General features: G+C 60.3%; 15 protein-coding genes, 1 pseudogene and 2 CRISPR repeat arrays. Of the genes and pseudogenes, 11 read left to right on the plus strand and 5 right to left on the minus strand.

All coding sequences use genetic code 11. The features are described 5' to 3' along the window. The first annotated feature begins 26 nt into the window (after positions 1–26). Positions 27–776: direct repeats of the CRISPR family, unit length 37 nt; unit sequence AGTTCGCCCGCCAGCAATGGCGGGCGCGGATTGAAAC. A 395-nt stretch (positions 777–1,171) separates the two neighbouring features. Beyond that, positions 1,172–3,711: direct repeats of the CRISPR family, unit length 37 nt; unit sequence AGTTCGCCCGCCAGCAATGGCGGGCGCGGATTGAAAC. A 56-nt stretch (positions 3,712–3,767) separates the two neighbouring features. Next, positions 3,768–4,820, minus strand: coding sequence for an SPFH domain-containing protein (locus BLL52_RS06560; RefSeq protein ID WP_075585919.1), 1,053 nt, complete (start codon positions 4,818–4,820; stop codon positions 3,768–3,770). Positions 4,821–4,925: 105 nt separating this feature from the next. On the opposite strand from BLL52_RS06560, the gene BLL52_RS06565 reads away from it, so the two are divergent. From BLL52_RS06565 to BLL52_RS06600, 8 genes are all read left to right on the plus strand, one after another. Continuing rightward, complete coding sequence (locus BLL52_RS06565; protein WP_075585920.1) at positions 4,926–5,732, plus strand: DUF2189 domain-containing protein; 807 nt, start codon at positions 4,926–4,928, stop codon at positions 5,730–5,732. A gap of 70 nt (positions 5,733–5,802) precedes the next feature. Further along, positions 5,803–6,636, plus strand: coding sequence for a nucleotidyltransferase family protein (locus tag BLL52_RS06570; RefSeq protein WP_241839058.1), 834 nt, complete (start codon positions 5,803–5,805; stop codon positions 6,634–6,636). Positions 6,637–6,758: 122 nt separating this feature from the next. Beyond that, positions 6,759–8,150 (plus strand): aminopeptidase P N-terminal domain-containing protein, encoded by a 1,392-nt coding sequence (locus tag BLL52_RS06575; RefSeq protein ID WP_075585922.1) that lies wholly within the window; start codon positions 6,759–6,761, stop codon positions 8,148–8,150. A 288-nt stretch (positions 8,151–8,438) separates the two neighbouring features. Continuing rightward, positions 8,439–9,764, plus strand: coding sequence for a phenylacetate--CoA ligase PaaK (paaK, locus tag BLL52_RS06580; protein ID WP_075585923.1), 1,326 nt, complete (start codon positions 8,439–8,441; stop codon positions 9,762–9,764). Positions 9,765–9,790: 26 nt separating this feature from the next. Beyond that, on the plus strand, positions 9,791–9,970 hold the full coding sequence (locus tag BLL52_RS06585; RefSeq protein ID WP_075585924.1) for a hypothetical protein: 180 nt from the start codon (positions 9,791–9,793) through the stop codon (positions 9,968–9,970). A 42-nt stretch (positions 9,971–10,012) separates the two neighbouring features. Further along, on the plus strand, positions 10,013–11,665 hold the full coding sequence (locus BLL52_RS06590) for a thiamine pyrophosphate-dependent enzyme (protein ID WP_075585925.1): 1,653 nt from the start codon (positions 10,013–10,015) through the stop codon (positions 11,663–11,665). Beyond that, a complete protein-coding gene (locus tag BLL52_RS06595) occupies positions 11,662–12,456 on the plus strand; it encodes an indolepyruvate oxidoreductase subunit beta (RefSeq protein ID WP_075585926.1) in 795 nt (264 codons plus the stop codon). The genes BLL52_RS06590 and BLL52_RS06595 overlap by 4 nt, the downstream gene beginning before the upstream one ends. A 43-nt stretch (positions 12,457–12,499) precedes the next feature. Continuing rightward, positions 12,500–13,861: a glutamine synthetase family protein gene (locus BLL52_RS06600; protein WP_075585927.1), complete on the plus strand. Its 1,362-nt coding sequence runs from the start codon at positions 12,500–12,502 to the stop codon at positions 13,859–13,861. A 200-nt stretch (positions 13,862–14,061) separates the two neighbouring features. Here BLL52_RS06600 and pip read toward each other — a convergent pair. After that, positions 14,062–15,042 (minus strand): annotated as a pseudogene (gene pip / locus BLL52_RS06605) (prolyl aminopeptidase). Positions 15,043–15,300: 258 nt separating this feature from the next. Here pip and BLL52_RS06610 point away from each other — a divergent pair. From BLL52_RS06610 to BLL52_RS06620, 3 genes are all read left to right on the plus strand, one after another. Beyond that, positions 15,301–17,628: an NADP-dependent malic enzyme gene (locus BLL52_RS06610; protein ID WP_075585928.1), complete on the plus strand. Its 2,328-nt coding sequence runs from the start codon at positions 15,301–15,303 to the stop codon at positions 17,626–17,628. 221 nt (positions 17,629–17,849) lie between these two features. Next, entirely contained in the window at positions 17,850–18,185 is a 336-nt protein-coding gene (locus BLL52_RS06615; RefSeq protein WP_241839050.1) for a guanyl-specific ribonuclease, read from the plus strand. 32 nt (positions 18,186–18,217) lie between these two features. Then, entirely contained in the window at positions 18,218–18,667 is a 450-nt protein-coding gene (locus BLL52_RS06620) for a barstar family protein (protein WP_241839051.1), read from the plus strand. Positions 18,668–18,916: 249 nt separating this feature from the next. On the opposite strand, the gene rsmA is transcribed toward BLL52_RS06620, so the two are convergent. From rsmA to BLL52_RS06635, 3 genes are read right to left on the minus strand one after another with little or no spacing between them, the layout of a single operon-like run. Further along, positions 18,917–19,684 carry a 16S rRNA (adenine(1518)-N(6)/adenine(1519)-N(6))-dimethyltransferase RsmA gene (gene rsmA, locus BLL52_RS06625; protein ID WP_075585931.1) on the minus strand — a complete coding sequence of 256 codons (768 nt, stop codon included), beginning with the start codon at positions 19,682–19,684 and terminating at the stop codon, positions 18,917–18,919. Positions 19,685–19,714: 30 nt separating this feature from the next. Further along, complete coding sequence (locus BLL52_RS06630; RefSeq protein WP_075585932.1) at positions 19,715–21,070, minus strand: peptidylprolyl isomerase; 1,356 nt, start codon at positions 21,068–21,070, stop codon at positions 19,715–19,717. A gap of 6 nt (positions 21,071–21,076) precedes the next feature. Then, positions 21,077–23,503 carry an LPS-assembly protein LptD gene (locus BLL52_RS06635; protein WP_083633824.1) on the minus strand — a complete coding sequence of 809 codons (2,427 nt, stop codon included), beginning with the start codon at positions 23,501–23,503 and terminating at the stop codon, positions 21,077–21,079. Positions 23,504–23,554: the final 51 nt, after the last annotated feature.

Consider the following 23,554-nt stretch of genomic DNA (forward strand, 5'->3'; position numbering starts at 1 on the left):
GCCATCTGCCCACCAGGCATCCGCAAAGTTCGCCCGCCAGCAATGGCGGGCGCGGATTGAAACACATTCGGCTCGCAGGAGTGAGCAAAAGGCAATCAGTTCGCCCGCCAGCAATGGCGGGCGCGGATTGAAACCCTGTGCTGACCAGTGCGGTGGTGGCGACTACTAGTTCGCCCGCCAGCAATGGCGGGCGCGGATTGAAACACGCCCTTGCGCCAATGATGGGCCATTGCGCCGAAGTTCGCCCGCCAGCAATGGCGGGCGCGGATTGAAACCAGATACCGCCCCTCGCTGATCGCAATCGCCGGCAGTTCGCCCGCCAGCAATGGCGGGCGCGGATTGAAACAGGCGGGGGACATTCAAGGCAAGATGTGCGGGTAGTTCGCCCGCCAGCAATGGCGGGCGCGGATTGAAACCAGCTTTCCGGCGCGCCTGCCACCGCCATATCTCAGTTCGCCCGCCAGCAATGGCGGGCGCGGATTGAAACACCCGGCGCTCACTGTGGCGGCGCACGGTGCCTTCAGTTCGCCCGCCAGCAATGGCGGGCGCGGATTGAAACCGCCGGAACAATGCCCCGGTCGAGCAGCGCCTCGAGAGTTCGCCCGCCAGCAATGGCGGGCGCGGATTGAAACAGAAAACACCCAGTAGCCGCCCGGCTGACGCAACAGTTCGCCCGCCAGCAATGGCGGGCGCGGATTGAAACCCGTCCTACGCCTTGACCAATAACAACGCCAATATAGTTCGCCCGCCAGCAATGGCGGGCGGCGGATTGAAACGACCACGTCTGGCCCGCGACTGCCACGGCAAATCACAGTTCGCCGCCAGCAATGGCGGCGCGGATTGAACCATGTAGTTCTGCCGCCCACACACCGCCGAGCACGTTCGCCCGCCAGCAATGGCGGGCGCGGATTGAAACTCCTTGGTAATTTTGGAAGTGGATAGGTTGACCCCAGTTCGCCCGCCAGCAATGGCGGGCGCGGATTGAAACGGCACTACAATCGACTGGCGCTGCGTGAAGTGCACTGATAGTTCGCCCGCCAGCAATGGCGGGCGCGGATTGAAACATCCTGGCCATGGATGATGCGTTGGCTGCTACCAAGTTCGCCCCGCCAGCAATGGCGGGGCGCGGATTGAAACAGTCGCATGATGGGTGTCGAGGGCTCAAAATCCGAGTTCGCCCGCCAGCAATGGCGGGCGCGGATTGAAACACTTGTGTAGCCAGGTTGTCTGGTAGACAGCAGGTAGTTCGCCCGCCAGCAATGGCGGGCGCGGATTGAAACGGCGTTACAGAAACCAATCTTTGGGCGGGGCATCAGTTCGCCCGCCAGCAATGGCGGGCGCGGATTGAAACTCAATCGTCTTGGAGTACTAACATGATGCATTACAGTTCGCCCGCCAGCAATGGCGGGCGCGGATTGAAACGTCCGTATGCCATCTGCCCCACCAGGCATCCGCAAAGTTCGCCCGCCAGCAATGGCGGGCGCGGATTGAAACACATTCGGCTCGCAGGAGTGAGCAAAAGGCAATCAGTTCGCCCGCCAGCAATGGCGGGCGCGGATTGAAACCCTGTGCTGACCAGTGCGGTGGTGGCGACTACTAGTTCGCCCGCCAGCAATGGCGGGCGCGGATTGAAACACGCCCTTGCGCCAATGATGGGCCATTGCGCCGAAGTTCGCCCGCCAGCAATGGCGGGCGCGGATTGAAACCAGATACCGCCCCTCGCTGATCGCAATCGCCGGCAGTTCGCCCGCCAGCAATGGCGGGCGCGGATTGAAACAGGCGGGGGGGACATTCAAGGCAAGATGTGCGGGTAGTTCGCCCGCCAGCAATGGCGGGCGCGGATTGAAACCAGCTTTCCGGCGCGCCTGCCACCGCCATATCTCAGTTCGCCCGCCAGCAATGGCGGGCGCGGATTGAAACACCCGGCGCTCACTGTGGCGGCGCACGGTGCCTTCAGTTCGCCCGCCAGCAATGGCGGGCGCGGATTGAAACCGCCGGAACAATGCCCCGGTCGAGCAGCGCCTCGAGAGTTCGCCCGCCAGCAATGGCGGGCGCGGATTGAAACAGAAAACACCCAGTAGCCGCCCGGCTGACGCAACAGTTCGCCCGCCAGCAATGGCGGGCGCGGATTGAAACCCGTCCTACGCCTTGACCAATAACAACGCCAATATAGTTCGCCCGCCAGCAATGGCGGGCGCGGATTGAAACACCACGTCTGCCCGCACTGCCACGGCAAAATCACAGTTCGCCCGCCAGCAATGGCGGGCGCGGATTGAAACCATGTAGTTCTTGCCGCCCACACACCGCCGAGCACGTTCGCCCGCCAGCAATGGCGGGCGCGGATTGAAACTCCTTGTAATTTTGGTAAGTGGATAGGTTGACCCCAGTTCGCCCGCCAGCAATGGCGGGCGCGGATTGAAACAGGCAGGGCCAACTGCGCGCCGTGGCGGCCGGTGAGTTCGCCCGCCAGCAATGGCGGGCGCGGATTGAAACATCTGGATGCTCCTTTATTGTCGGTTTCGGTCAAAGTTCGCCCGCCAGCAATGGCGGGCGCGGATTGAAACATAATGCCGCCGCCTGCACAAACAGCGCATCAGTGAGTTCGCCCGCCAGCAATGGCGGGCGCGGATTGAAACATGGCATCGCTCTCGACATGGGACGTATTTGGGCAAGTTCGCCCGCCAGCAATGGCGGGCGCGGATTGAAACACGCTGGATTTGTTTGAGGAAGCACCGGCCACCAGAGTTCGCCCGCCAGCAATGGCGGGCGCGGATTGAAACAACTGCATGGCCGAAGGCCATCCAGCATTGAGGCAGTTCGCCCGCCAGCAATGGCGGGCGCGGATTGAAACGGCCTTCGGGCTGTTTTGCCCCCCAAACCTTGCTAGTTCGCCCGCCAGCAATGGCGGGCGCGGATTGAAACTTCGTTGCCATTCCTTAACCTCCAAGTAAGGCGCAGTTCGCCCGCCAGCAATGGCGGGCGCGGATTGAAACTTGTTCACGAACGCCGTGGCGTAAGGGGAAGCGCTGGTTCGCCCGCCAGCAATGGCGGGCGCGGATTGAAACAAACCAAATCAACCTCTAGACCTTGAGGAACAATGGTTCGCCCGCCAGCAATGGCGGGCGCGGATTGAAACCAACACACCATGACACCAGCGCAAGCCCTGGACAGGTTCGCCCGCCAGCAATGGCGGGCGCGGATTGAAACTTGCCACTGCGTTGTCGCGTTGCGGGGGTCGTACGGTTCGCCCGCCAGCAATGGCGGGCGCGGATTGAAACAGGCCAAACACCAGCGCATCGTCCCAGCCGCGCATGGTTCGCCCGCCAGCAATGGAGGGCGCGGATTAAAACACCAGCGCCGTGGCAGACTCAAGAAGCGCGCTACGGGGGGTTCGCCCGCCAGCAATGGCGGGCGCGGATTGAAACATCGCGAAGCCGTTGTAATAAACAGTGCGACCCTGGTTCGCCCGCCAGCAATGGCGGGCGGTGATTGAAAAACCCTGACGCTGGCTGACGGGCTGCCCGTTGAGGCGGTTCGCCCGCCAGCAATGGCGGGCGCGGATTGAAACCGCATTACATCAAGTGCGAGCCGTCGCTGTTTCACGGTTCGCCCGCCAGCAATGGCGGGCGCGGATTGAAATTTAAAACCCTTGGAGTAAATGCACCATGACCCACGGTTCGCCCGCCAGCAATGGCGGGCGCGGATTGAAACCACCTATGACGTGCCCATTGGCAAGTGGGTTGACGGGTTCGCCCGCCAGCAATGCTCTAAACCAGTTTCTTCAACAGCTCAACCTTCTTGCCGTCAAACTCTTGCTGCGTCAGGATGCCTTTGGCCTTGAGTTCGCCGAGTCTTTCCAGCGTGGCAATCACGTCTTCGGGCTTGACCTCGGCCACAGCCGCTAGCGGTGCCGCGGCACTGGTGGCAGAGGCCTGCAACCCGGCGGTCAGGTTTTGCGCCATCACTTGGCCCAGCGCCACACCCGCGCCCAGGCCCATCGCATCACCGGCGATGCCGCTACCGCCACCACCGCCACCTGCCCCGCCTTCGGCGAATTTTGGGATGGCCTGCGCGGTTTGGTACTGCATGAACTTGCCCATGTCGTTGCCGACCATACCCATGCCGATTTTCTGGTCGAGTACTTTTTGCAGGTCTTCAGGCAGCGAGACGTTTTGTACCGTCATGCCTTCGAGCTTGAGGCCGATTTTCTCGAACTCGGGCGCCAATTGCCTGGTCAGGGCCTGCGCAAAGCTCAGCTGGTTGGCCGCCAGGTCCAGAAAGGCAATGCCGCTGCCCGCCACCGCATTACTGATGTTTTGCAGCACCAGGCCACGCAACTGTCCGTCGATGTCTTGCACGTCATAACTCTCGCGCGTGCCCGTGATTTCGGTGTGAAACAGCTTAAGGTCGGCCACACGGTAGTTGTAGTTGCCAAAAGCGCGCAGGCGCACCGCGCCAAAGTCGGCGTCGCGAATGGTGATGGGTTGCGGCGTGCCCCATTTCTGATCCAACTGCTGGCGCGTGCTGAAAAAGTACACGTCACTTTTGAACGGTGACTCAAACAGTTTGTCCCAGTTTTTCAGGTAGGTGAGCACTGGCAGCGTCTGGGTGGTGAGCTTGTGGGTGCCTGGGCCGAACACATCGGCGGCTTTGCCCTCGTTGACAAACAGCGCCATCTGCGATTCGCGCACCACCAGTTGCCCGCCGTTCTGGATTTCCATACCGGCCATCGGAAAGCGCCAGGCCAGCGTGCCGTCGCCCGGCTCGGTCCATTGAATGACGTCAATAAACTGCTTCTTGATGAAGTCCATCAAAGCCATGTTGCGCTCCTGTTGGTCAATGTCAGGGCATGATACCCGCGCTGTTTCTTGGGTTTAACCCGAGTGATGTTGCAGCACCAGCGCCGTTAACGTTAACGTTGACGTATGAGCCAAGACATTGACGAACCACCGCCGCCTTATGTGCCGCCGCCCTCAGAAGCGCCACTCAAAGAGATCCTGAAGCTGCCCACTTTTGCGGCACTGCGCTGGCTGCAACTGGGCTGGCAAGACTTTCGCGCTCAGACCGGCATCAGCCTGTTCTATGGGGTGGCGTTTTGGGCCATGGCGATGGTCATGGGCATGGTCTTCAGAAACAAGCCTGAATACACCATGACGCTGGTTTCGGGCTGTCTGCTGGTGGGACCATTTCTTGCGTTAGGGCTGTACGAAGTCAGCCGCCGCCGCGAAACTGGACAGGCGCCCAGTTTCATCAGTTCACTGACGTGTTGGAAGACCCGCCTGCGCAGCATGGGCTTGCTGGTGGGCGTATTGGTTGTTCTGGAACTGCTGTGGGGCCGGGTCTCGCTGGTCGTGATCGCGCTTTTTTTCAATTCTGGCATGCCTTCATCGGTGGGGGTGATGCAGGCGCTCACCAATCCGGAAAATCTGGAGTTTGTGCTTGCCTACTTGGTTGTCGGCGGCATCTTTGCCGGGCTGACGTTTGCCATCTCGGTGGTGTCGATCCCGATGATTCTGGACCGTGACACCGACGCCATCTCGGCGGCCATCACCAGCATTGCGGTGGTCCTGCAAAACACCGGCGCCATGCTGCTGTGGGGCGCTGTGATCGTGCTGCTGATCGGTATGTCACTGCTGTTGCCATTGAACGCGGGCCTGCTGCTGGCCGGGCCGCTTCTGGGACACGCCAGCTGGCATGCCTACCGGGGCTCAGTGCACTGGCTGCAAGCCTGAAACATGGCGTGATGTGCACAGCTTGGCGGTGCTGGGCTGCTATTCTCAGAGGCTGATGAGTCCCAGACCCATGCCCGTGACGCCGTTCAAATCAATTCATCCTGCTGCCCAGCCTTCTCCCGTGCCCGCCATGCTGCTGGCTGCCGGCCGTGGCGAGCGCATGCGCCCGCTCACCGACACTTGCCCCAAACCGCTGTTGCCCGTGCAAGGCAAGCCGCTGATGCAATGGCATCTGGAGGCCTTGCAGCGCGGCGGCTGCCAGCAGGTGGTGATCAACACCGCCTGGCTGGAAGACCTGATTGTTCAGACTTTTAATGGTCTTTTTGGCATCCAGCCCTTATGGAATAAGCGCGAGCAGCTATCAAATTCATATAAGATGACGTTGCAGTACTCCACCGAAGGCCGCGACTTTGGCGCCGCGCTGGAGACCGCGGGCGGCATCTGCCGCGCCTTGCCGCTGCTTTTTCCGCCCACCGATGGTGTGGGCCGGGGCGTTTTCTGGGTGCTGGCGGCTGATGTTTTCACGCCCGGTTTTGTTTTTTCGAGCGACGCGGTTGAACGTTTTGCCGCCAGCGGCAAACTCGCGCACCTCTGGCTGGTGCCGAATCCGGCGCACAACCCACGCGGCGATTTTGGTCTGGATGCCGCCACCGGCCTGGCGTTGAACCTGCCCAAAGATGACCCACAGCCGCGCTACACCTATTCCACCATCGGCCTGTACCACCGTGCGCTGTTTGCGCCACCCTGGTGCGATGTTGTGCCCGGCAACTCTCAGGGCGTCAAAGCCGCGTTGGCGCCGTTGCTGCGCGCAGCGATGGACCAGGGGCAGGTGTCTGCCGAGCTCTATGCCGGCGCCTGGACCGATGTCGGCACACCGGAGCGGCTGGCGCAGCTCAATGCGTAAATAGCAACCCTTGTAGCAACCCTTGTGCCTCGCGCACGGCGTGTCAGTCGCACAATGTTGGCTTTTGAACCCGCGCTGATGCCAGGCACCCGCCTCAACCGCTCCTTCACTCATCAACAGCCATGACCACCCAAACCGCCCTCTACGCCCAACGCCGCGCCGCACTCGCCAAACACATCGGCCCCGGTGGCGTGGCCATCCTGCCGACTGCGCCAGAGCAACAACGCAACCGCGACAGCGATTTTTTATTCCGCCACGACAGCTATTTCTACTACCTCAGCGGCTTGACCGAGCCCAAGGCCTGGCTGGTGATCAGCGGTGATGGCAAAACCACGCTGTTTTGCCAGCCCAAAGACCTGGAGCGCGAAATCTGGGACGGTTATCGCCTCGGGCCAGATGCCGCGCTTGAAGCGCTGGGTGTCGATGCCGCGTTTTCGGTGACTGAGCTGGACAAACAACTGCCTGCATTGCTAGATGGTGCTGAGTCGGTCTGGTACCCGTTTGCCACGCATACCGGGCTGGAGGGTCGCATTGACGGCTGGCTGGGCACGCTGCGTGCGCGGGTGCGCTACGGCACGCTGTGCCCACAGCAGCAGCGCGACCTGTGTGGCCCGTTGGACGAGATGCGTTTGTTCAAGGACGCGCATGAGCAGAACGTGATGCGCCGCGCCTGCAACATCAGTGCGGGCGCCCATGTGCGCACCATGCAGCGTTGCGCGGCCATGCTGCGCGCTGGCCAAGAGGTGCGTGAATACCACCTGGACGCCGAACTGCTGCACGAGTTTCGCCGCCACGGCTCGCAATACCCGGCCTATGGCTCCATCGTGGCCGCGGGCGCCAATGCCTGCGTGCTGCATTACCGCGCCGATGCTGGGCGCGTGCAGAGCGGCGAGCTGGTGCTGATTGACGCGGGCTGCGAGTTGGATGGCTACGCCAGCGACATCACCCGCACCTTCCCGGCCAACGGCACCTTCAGTGGCGCGCAAAAAACGCTGTATGAGCTGGTGCTGGCCTCGCAAGAGGCGGCCATTGCTGTAACAAAGGCCGGTGCCCGCTTCACCGACCCGCACGACGCCACCGTCAAGGTTCTGGCGCAAGGCATGCTGGATGTGGGCCTGCTCGACAAAAACACCGTTGGCACCGTAGACGACGTGATCGAGAAGCGCAGCTACTTTCAGTTCTACATGCACCGCACCGGCCACTGGCTGGGCATGGATGTGCACGACTGTGGCGCCTACACCGAGCCGGGCGAGATCGGCCAGGTCAGCACCCGAAAAGACGCCCTCACCGGCGAACTCATCAAAGACCGCCCGGCGCGCATCCTGCAAGCGGGCATGGTGCTGACGATTGAGCCCGGCCTCTATGTGCGCCCGGCACCCGGCGTGCCGGAGCACTTTCACAACATCGGCATCCGCATCGAAGACGATGCCATCGTGACCGAGGCCGACTGTGAACTCATCAGCCGCGGTGTGCCGGTCAGCGTGGTTGACATTGAGGCACTGATGCGGGCTTGACTTATGCTTGGGTAAGCCCAGGATTGGCCGCCCCGATGGCCTGCGGATGTCGGACGCAGTCAACCGTAAAATTCCAACCCTTTGAGCAACGCAGGAAATAAAAAATGTGTGGGGGAGACTTCCAAATCGAATCCGGGTGCGTCAATTTTGCAATGCACCGCAGCTAATGCTCTCTCCGTTTGCGCCACTGCTGTTTTCCGGCATCACCGTCTGGGCAGACTATGCCTTTGGCGGCTCTGGGCTTCACCATGGGTGAGTGCGGACAATTTTCCATAGGAAACCACCCGAATGACCTTCCAACGATCTGAGCCCGGCGTGCTTGAGCCCATCGAAACCGCCAGCCGCGATGAAATTTCTGCTTTGCAACTGCAACGCCTGCAATGGTCGATCACGCACACCTACAGCAATGTGGCGCATTTCCGGGAAAAGTGTGACAACCTGGGCGTGCATCCGCGTGATCTGACAAAGCTGAGTGATCTGGCCAAATTTCCGTTCACCACCAAAGTCGATCTGCGCGACAACTACCCATTTGGGCTGTTTGCCGTGCCGCGCGAACAGGTCGTGCGGGTGCACGCATCTTCCGGCACTACGGGCAAGCCGGTGGTGGTGGGCTACACCGCACAGGACATTGACACCTGGGCCAACTTGATGGCGCGCTCAATGCGTGCCGCTGGGGCGCGCGCGGGTGACATCTGTCATATTTCCTACGGCTACGGCATGTTTACCGGTGGTTTGGGCGCGCATTACGGCGCCGAGCGACTGGGCTGCATGGTGGTTCCGGTGTCGGGCGGCCAGACTGAAAAGCAGGTGCAACTGATTCTGGATTTCAAACCCGACATCATTATGGTGACACCGTCGTACTCTCTGGTGATTGCCGAGGAGTTTGAGCGCCTGGGCATCCCGCCCGAAGAAATATCACTGCGTATCGGCATGTTTGGCGCCGAGCCCTGGGGCGAGGCCATGCGCGGCGAGATTGAGAAAAAGCTCGGTATCCATGCCATCGACATCTATGGTTTGACCGAAGTGATTGGCCCGGGTGTCGCAAGCGAATGCATCGAGTCCAAAGACGGCCCGGTGATCTGGGAAGATCACTTCTATCCGGAAATCATCAACCCCGATACCGGCGAAGTGCTATCCGACGGCGAGCAGGGCGAACTGGTGTTTACCTCGCTGTCCAAACAGGCTATGCCGGTGATCCGCTACCGCACCCGCGACCTGACCCGCCTGTTGCCACCCACCTCGCGCAGCTTTCGGCGCATGGATCGCCTGACCGGGCGCAGTGACGACATGCTGATCATTCGCGGTGTCAACCTTTTCCCGACCCAGATTGAAGAGCAAATTTTGCGGGACAAGCGGCTGTCGGGCAACTACCAGATCGTGGTCACTCGCGATGCCCACCTGGACAACCTAGAGGTGCGTTGCGAGCTGCAGCGCGACGCTTCGGCGCAGATGCAGGTGGCGGATCTGTCCTTGATCAGCAAGCAATTGCAATACCACTTTAAAACCGTGATAGGCATATCCACCCGCGTGACGGTATTGCCGTTTGACTCGATTCCCCGCACGCTGGCCGGTAAAGCCAGGCGGGTGATTGATGAACGCCCAAAAATGACCTGATTTTTTACCCATTAGAAGACAAGCCGATGGTTACTGTCACTACCCTGCGGCTCGACCTCGTCAACCTGTCGGCTGCCAACCACATCGGCCTGGATCTGAGCGCTTTGTGCCCGCTAAAGATCAAGGGCGCTGAATGGGCGCTGGCAAAATACTCTGCTCTAGCGGCGTTAGCGCTGAATTGCAGAACCCGTGCTAGCCTAGCTTGACGTGCGGGCGAGATTCAGCTTTTTTTTGACATTGGAATACTCATGACCAAAACCATCCTGCTCGGCGACGAGGCCGTGGCCCGCGCTGCCATCGACGCCGGTATCAGCGTGGCTTACGCTTACCCGGGCACGCCGTCCACCGAAATTTATATGGCCATTGAGGAACAAGTCAAGGAACGTGGCCTGAATGTGGGCGGCATGTGGTCCACCAATGAAAAGGTGGCCGTTGAGCAGGCTGTGGGGGCCTCTTACGCCGGTGTGCGTGTCCTGGTGTCGATGAAGCATGTCGGTCTGAACGTGGCGGCTGACCCGTTTATGAACGCGGCCGTCACCGGCGCCCACGGCGGCTTGGTCATTGTGGTCGCCGACGACCCTGGCATGCACAGCTCGCAAAACGAGCAGGATTCGCGTTACTTTGCCGATTTTGCGATGCTGCCCTGCCTGGAGCCCGCCGATCAGCAGCAGTGCTACGACTTCACCCGCGCGGCGTTTGATTTGTCCGAGCAGTTTCAGGTGCCGGTGCTGTTGCGCTTGGTCACACGCCTAGCGCACAGCCGCTCGCAAGTGACGTTGGCACCGGCGCGCCAGCAGAACCTGCCCAACTATGTGAATGACGCGAGCCGCTTCACACTGATTCCGTCCAACGCCCGGCGCGCCTACAGCCTCCTCCTGGACAAGCAAAGCGGCATGCAAGCTGCCTCCGAAGCGCATGCCAGCAACGCTTTGACTTTGCATGGCAACGGCTTGCCCGGCATTCTGGTCAGCGGCTTGGCCTGGAGCTATCTGCAAGAGGCGATGGGCGACCAATTGCATGGCTTCAACCTGCTGCGCATTGGCATGTATCCGCTGCCGTTCCAGAAAATTCGCGAACTGCTGGACGCCTCCAGCGAGGTGTTGGTGATTGAAGAAGGCTACCCATTCATCGAACGGCTGATCAGCGCGGGTGGCTTGATGCGTGAGAAGACCATTCGCGGCAGGCTCACCGGCGCGCTACCGCGTGCTGGCGAGCTGTGCCCGGATGCCATCAAAAAATGCTTTGGTTTGCCAACCGCGGTCTCGCTGCAAATCAAGGGTCTGGCCGAGGTGCTGGCCGCCAGGCCACCGAGCATGTGCGACAAGTGTCCGCATACCGACTCCTACATCCTCATCAAAGAAGTGATTGCCGAACTCAGCGGCGAGGTGCGCGTGATGGGTGACATTGGCTGCTACTCGCTGGGCTATATGGAGCCGCATCAGGCGATCCACTCATGCCTGTGCATGGGCGCCTCCATCGGCATGGCCATGGGTTTGGCGCACGCCGGCATGAACCCGGCCATCTGCGTGATTGGCGACGGCACCTTTACCCATTCCGGCTTGGCCCCGCTGCTTGACGCCGCCAAGGACAACACCAACATCAAGGTGTTCATTCTGGACAACAGCATCATTGCCATGACCGGTGGCCAACAGACCAGTGCCACCAATGAAGAAGTGCTGAGCCTGGTCGCGGGCATGGGTGTGCCACGCGGGCACATTCGCATCATCGAGCCGACCACGCACAAAAAAGAGCAAAACCTGACCGTCATCCGTGAAGAACTGGCCTATGTGGGCTTGTCGGTGATCATTGCTCGGCGCATCTGCATCACCTATGCGCGCGAGATCAAGGCGAACCAACAGATCAAAGACGCCAAGCGCGAGACGCAGGAGGTGAGCGCATGAAGTTCGATCTGGTGATTGGTGGCGTGGGCGGCCAAGGCGTGCTGTCCATTGCCTGGGTGCTTGACCATGCCGCAAACGAGGCTGGTTTGTATTTGAAGCAATCCGAAGTGCATGGCATGGCGCAACGCGGCGGGGCCGTGTCGGCTTTTGTGCGCCTGTCGGATCAACCCGTGGCGAGTGTTCTGATTGCTGAAGGCTGTGCAGACATGGTGCTATCGGTGGAGCCGCTGGAAGCCTTGCGTTACACGAAGTTACTCAAGCCCGAGGGCTGGATCGTCACCGATGTCACGCCAATGGTCAATATTGGCAACTATCCGGACACGGCGGCTTTGTACCCAGTGTTGTTCTCGGTGCCGTATCTGGTGGCGCTGAATGCCACCCTGCTGGCCAAAAAGGCAGGCAATGTCAAGGCGCAGAACATGGTGGTGCTGGGCGCCGCTGCTATGCACTTGCCACTGCCGGCTGAGTTGCTGGAGAAGCAGATCAATGCGATGTTTGCCAGCAAGAGTGAGCGCGTGGTCAAAGCCAATATCGACGCTTTTCGCATGGGCGACTCGGCCAGCCGTTTTGCCGCCGCGTTGGTGGCCAGCGGTGTCGGCTCGGAGGTGGTGGCCCAGGTGGTGTCACGCATCCATTTTCCGCCGCATCCGGTGTCACCTGCATTGGTCGATGCGTGGACCGCTCGTCTGTTGGCGCCAGACGCCGCCCAGTTCGCGCAAAGCTTGTTTGACGAGGGCGAAGTTGTGGCTATCGACGAGGTTGCCGCTGGGTCGGAGCAAATGTCTGCATGAGCCGCCAGCCAGGCAGCAGCTACCCATTTGGAAATTTGGCTTGATGTCCCCTAACATTGCTGGGGCACAACACAGCCCCGATCAAATCAGCGCCTTTTTTCAGCAGCACGGCGTGCGCGACGTGGAGTGCCTGTTTGCCGATATTTCCGGCTACCCGCGCGGCAAACTAATGCCTGCCGAACGCTTTGCTGCGGGAGCCGAGCTGCGCATCTGCCAGGCCATCCCCATGCAGGCGGTCACCGGCGAGTATTCATACAACCCGGTTTTCCCCGACTCGGATCCCGATGTGCGCATGCTGCCCGACTATCACACGCTCACCCTGGCACCCTGGGCGAGTACGCCGCGCGCAGTGGCGGTACACGATTGCGTGGAGCTCGACGGCGAGTTGTGCACCTTTGCGCCACGCAGCACCCTGAAACGGGTGCTGGCCGACTACACCGCCCGGGGCCTGACCCCGGTGGTGGCCCCGGAAATCGAGTTTTATCTGACGGGCGCCAATACCGACCCGGCCCAGCCGCTGGTGCCGCCAACTGTGCGCGGTGGCCGTGCCGAAGTCGGGCAAAGCGCCTTCAGCCTGAACATGCTCAACGAGCTGGCGCCGTTCTGGGACGAGTTTCGCGCTGCGCTGGTCACCCTGCACATCGACGCTGACACCTGGATTCACGAGGTTGGCCCCACCCAGTACGAAATCAACCTGATGCACGGCGACGCGGTGGCGGTGGCTGATCAGGCTTTCTTGTTCAAATACGCCGCCCGCGAAATCGCCCTGAAACACGGCCTGAACGCGGTCTTCATGGCCAAACCCATCGCCGGCAGCGCTGGCAGCTCCATGCACCTGCACACCAGTGTGGTGGATGCCTTGGGTGCCAATGTGTTCAGCTTGCCTGACGGCACTGAGAGCGCCTTGTTTGGCCAGTTCATCGCCGGGCTGCAAACCTACGGCCCGGAGCTGATGCTGATGTTTGCGCCCAACGTCAATTCCTACCGGCGCTATGTGGCCGGTAGCCAGGCCCCAACCAACATGGCCTGGGGTTATGACAACCGCACCACCGGTTTGCGCGTGCCGACCAGTGCAGCAGTGGCCCGTCGCGTGGAAAACCGCGTGGCCGGGGCAGACGCCAACCCCTACCTGGCCATCGCCGCCACGCTGGCTGCCGGTCTGGCGGGCATCCAAGAGCGGCTGCAGCCGTCTGAGCCCTTGAGCAGCAACGGCTACGACGAGGCCTACGGCCTGCCGCGCACGATGGATGAATCGCTATATAAAATGCAGCATAGTATGCTTGCTATACAAGGGCTAGGGGCTGATTTTGTTACGGGTTATTGCGCGGTGAAGGCGCTGGAATACAAGCATTATTTAAACGAAATCAGCGCCTGGGAGCGGCGCTTTTTGCTGCCGCAAGTCTAAGATGCGGCTGTCGCGTTGGAGGCTGACGGGGCACAAAAGCGTTACCACTGCTTACCAGCGACCTGGGGTCGTGCACACTTAAATTTCCGGCACGAACACAAACCTGCGAAACCACTGACACCATGGCGGTCACATGCCCAAAACGTACCGACGAGTCAACTGACTTCCGCAGGCAACAGCCGTTGATCAATGCGCGGTGTTCACAGCGTATGAGTCAGTTTGAAGCGCTCGGTGGCAGCCACCAGCGCACTGGAGATGCCAGGCTCGCAAGCCGCGTGGCCAGCATCGTCCACCACCTGAAAACTTGCGTTTGGCCAAGCCTGCCGCAATTGCCAGGCAGTGCGGGGTGGGCAAAGCACATCGTACCGGCCCTGGATGATGACGGCTGGCAGGTGCGCGATGCGGTCCATGTTGTCAATCAACTGACCTTCTGTCAAAAACATCTTGTTGCAAAAGTAATGTGCCCCCAAGCGCCCAACACCCAGCGCCACACAGGCGGCACTGAACATGCGGGTCACCTCCCGGCGTGGCAGCAGGTGCAGGCAATTGGCCTCATAGCGGCTCCAGGCCTGGGCGGCACGCAGACTCACCACCGGGTCGTCGCCAAACAAACGCTTCATGTAGGCCCCAAGCAGGTCACCGCGCTCATCTTCGGGGATCAGGCTGACAAACTGGGCGTGCTTTTCCGGAAAGAACAGCGGCATCCCTTGCATAAACCAGTAGATTTCGGCTTGGGTGCCGAGAAAAATACCGCGCAAAATGAAGCCCGTGCAACGGGCTGGGTGCACCTGCCCGTAGGCCAGTGCCAGTGTGGAGCCCCAAGAACCACCAAAAATCAGTCATTCTTCAATACCCATCATCTCGCGCAAGCACTCAATATCGGCAATCAACAGTTGAGTGCTGTTCTGACGCACCTCACCCAGCGGCGTGGATTTGCCTGATCCACGCTGATCGAACAGCACAATGTGGTAATGCGCCGGGTCAAAAAATTGCCGGTGACTTGGCGCGCTTCCAGCACCGGGGCCACCGTGCAAAAACAGCACCGGAACGCCTTGCGGATTGCCGCTCTGTTCCCAATACAGCGTGTGCAAATCGTCTACCTGCAGATATCCAACACGAAAGGGCTTCACTGGCGCAAAGATGCCGCTAGGAACAAAGGAGTCGGTTTTGTAGTCGCGCACTTTGGTCAGATCTCTGGGTTGAAAAATTCAGGCTGTCTGTGAGCCGTCCAACATATAAGCCCATTGTCATGTCATGTGCGCTCAAAGTGAAACATGGCTACAGGGGCTGCGAATAATTCATCAAATTCAACGGCTTAGGTCGTAGGTTGCGTGGTGCGGTCCAATCGGCTTGCCGCACCCGCCAAGATATGCACAGGCCTACAATTCGCGACCTTTCCCTCCACTCAGCGCGGCATCTCCCCGCCGCCAGAGACACGTATGACCCATAACAGCCCCGAAGAAAAAAGCGCCCAGCTACGCCGTGCCGCGTTGGATTACCACCAGCTTCCTTCGCCCGGCAAGATCGCCATCGCTGCAACCAAACAACTCACCAACCAGCACGATCTGGCGCTGGCCTACTCGCCTGGCGTCGCCGCCCCCTGCGAAGAAATCGTCAAAGACCCGAACAACGCTCATCGGTACACCAGCCGGGGCAACCTGGTGGCCGTCATCACCAACGGCACCGCCGTGCTGGGCATGGGCGACATTGGCCCGCTGGCGGCTAAGCCGGTGATGGAAGGCAAGGCCGTGCTGTTCAAGAAGTTTGCAGGGATCGATGTGTTTGACCTCGAAATCAACGAGAAACACGACCTTGACAAGTTGGTGGACATCATCGCCTCGTTGGAGCCGACTTTTGGCGGCATCAACCTGGAAGACATCAAGGCACCAGACTGCTTCTATGTTGAGCGCAAATTGCGCGAGCGCATGAAGATCCCGGTCTTCCACGATGACCAGCACGGCACCGCCATCGTGGTCGGCGCGGCCATTCTCAACGGCCTGAAAGTGGTGGGCAAGGACCCAGCCAAGGTCAAATTGGTCACATCCGGCGCAGGTGCTGCGGCGCTGGCCTGTCTGGGCTTGCTGGTCAAACTCGGTATTGCCCGCGAAAACATCTTTGTCACCGATCTGGCAGGGGTGGTCTACGAAGGTCGCACCGAGCTGATGGACGACGACAAGGCTTTTTTTGCGCAAAAAACCAGCTTCCGCACGCTGGATGAAGTCATGAAAGGCGCCGACGTTTTCTTGGGCCTGTCGGCGGGCGGCGTTCTTAAGGGTCACATGGTCGCCAAAATGGCCGCCAACCCTCTGGTCTTTGCCCTGGCCAACCCGACGCCCGAGATCCTGCCCGAGGAAGTCAAGGCGGTGCGCAGTGATGCCATCATTGCCACCGGCCGCACTGACTATCCGAACCAGGTCAACAACGTTCTGTGTTTTCCCTACATTTTCCGGGGCGCGCTGGATGCCGGTGCCTCCACCATCACGCTGGAGATGGAAATTGCCGCCGTGCATGCCATCGCCGAACTGGCCCGTGCCGAACAAAGTGAGGTGGTAGTGGCAGCTTACGCGGGTGAACGCCTGACGTTTGGCCGGGAGTATCTAATTCCTAAACCGTTTGACCCACGTCTGATGGTGGTGATTGCCCCAGCGGTAGCTAAAGCTGCGGCTGACAGCGGTGTGGCCACCCGCCCGATTGGCGACTTCACCGCCTACCGGGAGCAATTGCAAAGCTTTGTGTACGCCTCTGGCACGATGATGAAGCAAATTTTTACTGCTGCCAAGAAAGCCGCGCACAAACGCGTGGCCTACTGTGAGGGTGAAGAAGAGCGTGTGCTGCGCGCCTGCCAAATTGTGGTGGATGAAGGCCTGGCGCGTCCGACGCTGATTGGTCGTCCAGCAGTGATCGCCCAGCGCATCAAGAAATTTGGCCTGCGCTTGGAAGAAGAGCTGGATTACGACGTGGTCAATGTTGAGAAAGATGACCGCTACCGCGACTTCTGGCAGAGCTACCACCAGATGACCGAGCGCAAAGGCGTGTCGGTGCACGCCGCCAAGATTGACATGCGTCGACGCCTGACGCTTATCGGCTCGATGCTGCTGCACAAAGGCTATGTGGACGGCATCGTCTGCGGCACCTGGGGAACCACCCAACTGCATCTGCATTACATCGATCAGGTGATTGGCAAACGCAGCCGCTCCAGCCTCAACAGCACGCAGGATGTCCAGATTTATGCCTGCATGAATGGCCTGATGCTGCCAGACCGGCAGTTGTTTTTGGTGGACACCCATGTCAACTACGACCCCACCGCCCAGGAGTTGGCCACCATCACCGTCATGGCCGCTGAGGAAATGAAGCACTTTGGCATGCACCCGCGCGCTGCCTTGCTGAGCCACTCCAATTTTGGCTCCAGCAACCAGCCCAGCGCGGTGAAGATGCGCCAGACACTGGAACTGCTACGCGTGCAAGCGCCCTGGCTGGAGGTGGAAGGGGAAATGCACGGTGACCTGGCGCTGGACAGCGCCGCCCGCCACGCAATGATGCCGCACAGCACGCTGGCTGGCGATGCCAACCTGCTGGTGCTGCCCAACATTGACGCGGCCAACATCGCCTACAACCTGCTTAAAGTCACTGCTGGTGGCAACATTGCTGTGGGCCCGGTGCTACTGGGCGCTGCCAAGCCAGTGCACATTTTGACGGCCAGCACCACCGTGCGGCGCATTGTCAACATGACCGCCCTGACCGTGGCAGACGCCAACGCCAACCGCTAGAAATAGCGGCGCACAAATATGGGTTGCACGCCCTGGCGGTGTGTTAATCCCACACAGCGGCTGCTTATTGTTTGAGCAATTGCTTGCGTTTTTCTGGCAAATCACGGACACTAGCTGGCTTAGAGATTCGGGTTTACCCTAGGACCAAAGAGGAAAAGCCGTCCATGTCGCGATTTGATAAATGTAAGTTAGTGTTTGCTGGCTTATGTCTGAGCGCGGTGATGGCAACGAGCCCGGCGCTGGCCAGAGCGCCGGTGTCGGCAGATATTCAGGCGACCGTCCGGCTACCGGAATTGCCCCGACAGGGCGAACAGGTCTATTCGTTGATTCTTCAGGGTGGGCCGTTCGCAAGTGAGAAAGATGGCACCGTTTTTGGCAATCGGGAGCGGTTGCTACCGCCCTACAAGCGCGGGTATTACAGGGAATACACCGTACCGACCCCAGGCTTGGCCCACCGGGGAGTTCGTCGGATCGTTTGCGGCGGGCAGCCCGCCAAGCCCGATATTTGTTACTACACCGCCGATCACTATGCGAGTTTTCGCAAGATCGTGCCCTGAATTTGAATTGTTACTTTGTACGAAAAGAGAAAATGAATATGTTACTTGACCAGGCAACCCTCAAGCCGACGGCCGCATTAGCCGACGAGCCGTTACGAGGTGTGCGCCCAAATATTGTCCAGTCGATCCGTGCTTTTCGGGTACCCGACCTGCAGGCAGCAGCGCAGGTTTTGGGTCATCATTTTCTGTATGCCAACCTGGCACAGGCCCAATCCAAGCAGGATGTGCTCGATCTGATCAGCCAGCAGTTCATGCTGGCGGTGAGTGTCGGCAAGAACTTTGACTCGCTGTACGACAGCATGACCGACCCGGTGCACAAATCTGGCCCACAGCCTGGTTTTGTGGTGGTGCTGGAGCACGTTCCTGCCAACGTGAAGTTTGACAAGGAAGCACGCGAGCAATTGCTGGACATTTTCCGCGACACCGCCGACTACTGGGGGGACCGGAAAATACCCTTCAGGTGCTTCTATTCTTTTCCGTAGCCCGTTCTGCACACACCAGCCAAGCAGAACGGGCTAACGAGGCAAACAGCGGTGCGACAACTGTCAATGGGCACGCCATTGAAGTTCACACCGACAACGGCGAAAAAATGCCAACCGACAAACTGTTGGACATCTCGCCGCAGGCGCTGCGTATGAGCAGCCCTTTCAACGCAGAGTATTGGACAGCCAGCTAACTTGCAGGCCGGTTGCCCGATAGAAAAAGCCCGCACTCGCGGGCTTTTTTACGTCTCAAAGCTGGCTGAGGGCCAGCGCCAGGGCGATGTACTCGTCCACTGGCACCTCTTCAGCGCGGCGCTTCACATTGAACTCAGCCGCAAATGGCTTGCTTTGCAGCCACTGGCCCAGCGTGTGACGCAGCAGCTTGCGGCGCTGGCTGAAGGCCACCTGAACGAGTTCGCTGAGCAGGGCCACGTTCACCGCCGCCGGGTTGTTACGCGGCACCATCCGCACCACGGCGCTGTCCACCCGGGGCGGCGGCTCAAAGCTCTGCGGCGGCACCAGCAGCACGTTCTCCATGGCATAGCGCCACTGCAGCATGACACTCAGACGGCCGTAAGCGGCGGTGCAGGGGCGCGCCACCATGCGGTCGATCACTTCTTTTTGCAGCATGAAATGCTGGTCTTCAATAACATCCACGTACTGCAGCAAATGAAACAGGATGGGGGTAGAGATGTTGTAGGGCAGGTTACCCACTACTCTGATATTAGTAGCATTCATCCCTTGTGCTACCTGCGCAAAGTCTACTTTTAACACATCAGATTCGATCACTGTGAGCTGGCCGTGCGCGCGCAGGCGTTGCGCCAGATCACGATCCAGTTCAATCACGGTCAGGCTACCGAGCCGCTCCACCAGCGGCTGCGTCAGCGCCGCCAGCCCGGGCCCGATCTCGACCATAGCCTGGCCCGGTTGGGGGTTAATCGCCCCGACGATGGCATCGATAATGTTGCCGTCGGTCAGGAAATGCTGGCCAAAGCGCTTACGCGCAATATGTTTCATGGACAACGTTGAGTGGTGCCTGTTTTGGTGCTAAACCGGTGGCTCGCGCAGTTCCACATAAGCACGGGCGCGCACATCTTGAGCCCAGCTCTGGTAAGCCTCCTCAAGCTTCTTCTCGCGCAGCATGGCACGAACTGCCTCGCGTTGCTGCTCGGTGGTCAGGGTGGCCTTGCGGCGCTCCAGCAGCTGAATAAGGTGCACACCAAAGCGCGAAAGCAGCGGGTCGCTGACCTCACCAGGCGCCAGCCGGTTCATGGTGGCCTCAAACTCGGGCACAAACATGCCGGGGCTCGCCCAACCCAAATCACCGCCAAGAGCTGCGCTGCCGTCTTGCGAGTTCTGCCGGGCCAGGGTGGCAAATTCGGACTGGTTGGTGACCACTTGCTTTTTGAATTCGGCGAGCTTGCTTCGCGCCTCAGCCTCGCTCAAGCGGGCGTTGGGCACCAGCAGAATATGCCGCGCATGGCTTTGTGTAACCGCCATGGTCGGCAGGCCGGGCCGGATTTTTTCCACCACTTTGAGCACATGAAAACCAGCCGGTGAGCGCACCAGCTCGGCCACATCACCCACCGACAGCGGTGTGGTGGCCCGCACAAACAGCTCGGGGTAGCGGGTGGTGCTGCGCAGGCCCAGCTGGCCTGCGCTGGCCAGGTCGGTGGCGTCTGAAAACTCACGCACCAGAGTGGCAAAGTCTTCCCCCTTGCGGGCACGCTCCAGCGCGCGCTGCGCCCGCAATTTCAAGGCATCAACCTGCTGCGCGTTGGCGACCTCAGGCACAGCAATCAGAATTTGGGCCAGATTGATCTGTGTATCACCCTTGGTCTCGGCCGCTGGCTGCTCGCGCAAAAACTGGTCAATGTCCTGCTCAGTGATGCGCACGCGCGACTCCACGTCACGTTCACGCAAGCGCTGCATCAGGATCTGGTCGGACAACTGGTCACGAAACTGGATGACCGACATACCGTCACGCGTGACGCGGAGACGCAGTTCGGCAACATCAACCTGGTTTTGCACGGCAATGGACTGCTCGGCCTGGTCGATGGCGGATTCTTCTACCCGCAGCCCGGTGTCACGCGCCAGCTGCAACTGGGCCTTGCGGTTGATCAGACCCTCCAGAATTTCGGGCAGCAAGGCTTGCACATCAGGTGGCGCGCGACGCTGTTGCACCAGTTGCTGGTATTCACGCTGCGCCTCGCGATACACCTCGCGGTTGGTGATAGGTTCTGAATTCACCACCGCCACGATGTAGTCTGCCTGCGACTGCGCGGGGGAGGCGACAGGCGCCAGAACCCGGTTGGCAGGCAAACTTAAACCCTGCGCTTGTGCTTGCAAGCTGGCAGCAAGCGCCAGCATGGTCACAGTGAAAGTCTTTAGGCGATGGGTCATGGTGGTTCAATCGTAATTGCTGAAACGGCTGGGCTCGCCCGCAGGTGCGTGCAAGATCTGGTAGCCGGGGACATTGTCTTTGAGCGTCTTGAGCGGACTCACACCCAGACGCGAGAAACCGACAAACTCCAGCTGGAACATGATGCGTTGGGTGGCGGTGGCAGTGCTGGTTTGCAGCCGCTCAAACACAATGCGCCCTAGCCAGCAGTCCGCATCGTACTCAAAACCCAGTACGGTGTTGACCATCTGGGATTCGTTCATGCTGTAGTTCAGGCGCCCAACGCTGTACCAGCGGCCTGCGCCCCGAGCCTCACCCGCGTCAGAACGCCCACTACGCCACATATTGGCCAGCGGCCATTGCCAGCCCAAGTCGATCTGTTCGCTGCTGTTGCGCTGGAAGCGGTAAGCCGCGGTCAGGGTGCGGTAGCTGCCTGGGCGGTAGCTGGCGCCCACGGTAGAACGCACCGAACGGCCAATGTCAGGGTTGTATTGAATGGTGCCGTTGACGTTCCAGTGCGGGGTCCAGTTGACAGAGCCGCCCAGCAGCACGTCACTCAGCCGGTCGGTCAAGGGGACGCCGCCGGGCAGAGTCACCTTCTGATCATCAAACAGCAGGCGTTGCGCGATACCAAAACGCGCCGCCTCGGCGCCAGTGTCGGGGTCCAGCAGGCGGCTGGTCACGCCCAGCGTCAGCAGGTGGCTGTCAGAGATGCGGTCATTGCCGACAAAAGCGTTTTCGGTGTAAACCGTGGAGATGTTGAAATCATTCGCGCCAGAGTCGTAATTGGGCAGCAGGCTCTGATCGCGGTAAGGCGTATGCACGTAAAACGCTCGTGGCTCAAGCGTCTGGCTCAGAGCGCGCCCAAAAAACTGCGTATCGCGCTCAAACACCAGACCGCTGTCCAGACTGAAAGTGGGCACGACGCGGCTGACCTGGGTGGCGCCATTGCTCAAAGGCGCGTCAAACTGGTACTGGGTGGCATGCAGCTGCAGCTTGGGCGTGATGAACCCCTCAGGCGCCCGCCAGGTGCGGCTGGTTTGCAGAAGTGAAAAAATGCGCTGGGCGTTGGCCTGTTTGGTGAGTGTGCTGTCAGAGTGAAACTGCGTGTAGTCCACATCGGCTGACAGGTTCAGGTCTTGCGCGGTGGTCTTGGCATAACGCGTGGCGATTTGGGGCATGCGGTCATACGGCGGCACGATCGCCGCGGTGGCGTCTTGCAGGGTTTGCCACTTCAGGGTGCGCACCATGCTGCTAAAGGGGCCGTTGGCCCAGGCCAGCCGGGCATCATTGGCCAGCAGGCGCTGGGTCAGCAGGGTATTGGCGGCAAACAGCGCTGTTTCGGTGGCCGACAGCAGCTGGGTGCTTGACCCACCGGCACGCGTGAAGTCGCGCCAGTAGTCGTTGTCACTGACACGGTTCAGGCTCAGGTTCAGCGCCAGGCCGCTGTCGGTCCAGCCGCTGTCAATGGTGCCCTGATGGGTGGCGTTCAGGCTCCAGCGCTTGTCGTCGCGCAGCTTGTCGGACGGCATCCAGTCCAGCTCTGTGGCACCTGAGTAAGTAGGCTCCAGGTAACGAAACTCAACGCCCAGATTGACCCCGCGCCTGGTCATCACCGTCGGGGTGAAGGTGGCGTCGCGGTTGGGCGCAATGTTCCAGTAATACGGTAGAGCCACTTCAAACCCATTGACGTTGTCAACCCCCAGGGTCGGCGGCAACAGTCCTGACTTGCGCTCACTGCTCAGCGGAAAGGTGAGGTAAGGAATGGGCAGCAGCGGCACCCCTTTGAAGCTGAGCAGCGCGCCCTCGGCAGCGCCCATGTCCTCGACATTGTCGATACTGAGCTGGGTGGCCTTCAAAATCCAGGCAGGCATCCAGTCCGGGGCGCCTTGGCGCTTGCAGGTGGTGAAGGTGGCGTTGTGAATCACGGCCCGCTGGTCGTCCAGAAAATCGATCTGGTCGGCCTGGCCATGGGCGCCGTTTGCAAGGAAATGGTAGCTGGGCTGGTTAAAAAACCCTTCAAAGGCATCCACCCGCAGTTCCATCAGCGGGCCCTCATACACATTGCCAGCCTTATTGATTCGCACATGACCGCTGGCGCGCGCCAGGTCAGTGGGCTGGTTGTAGTCGAGCCGATCGGCGCGAATCACCATATCACCCTTGCGCAACATGGCGTGGCCCTGCACCACGGTTTCCAGATCGGTGCGGCCGGTAATCAGGTCGCCTGAGACGAAAGTAGGCAGCAAGCTGCGGGTGAGCGGGCTGATGGCTTGCTCCAGCGCCGCGCTGTTACGCAGTTGCAGCGTTTCTGGCGGCACCTCGCCTTGTGCGAGAGCCAACGCAGGTGCCAGCAAGCCAGGGCTCAATGCCAGGCCCAGCTTGCGCCAGCGAGCAAGCGCCGCCATGGTCTGAGGGACAAGCTTCAGGAAAAACATGAAATGCAGGTAGGAAAGGCCATGAAAGCGGGGAGTTAAGCGGGCGAAATC

The organism is Rhodoferax antarcticus ANT.BR (assembly GCF_001938565.1).
In the GTDB taxonomy this organism is placed as follows: Bacteria; Pseudomonadota; Gammaproteobacteria; order Burkholderiales; family Burkholderiaceae_C; genus Rhodoferax; species Rhodoferax antarcticus.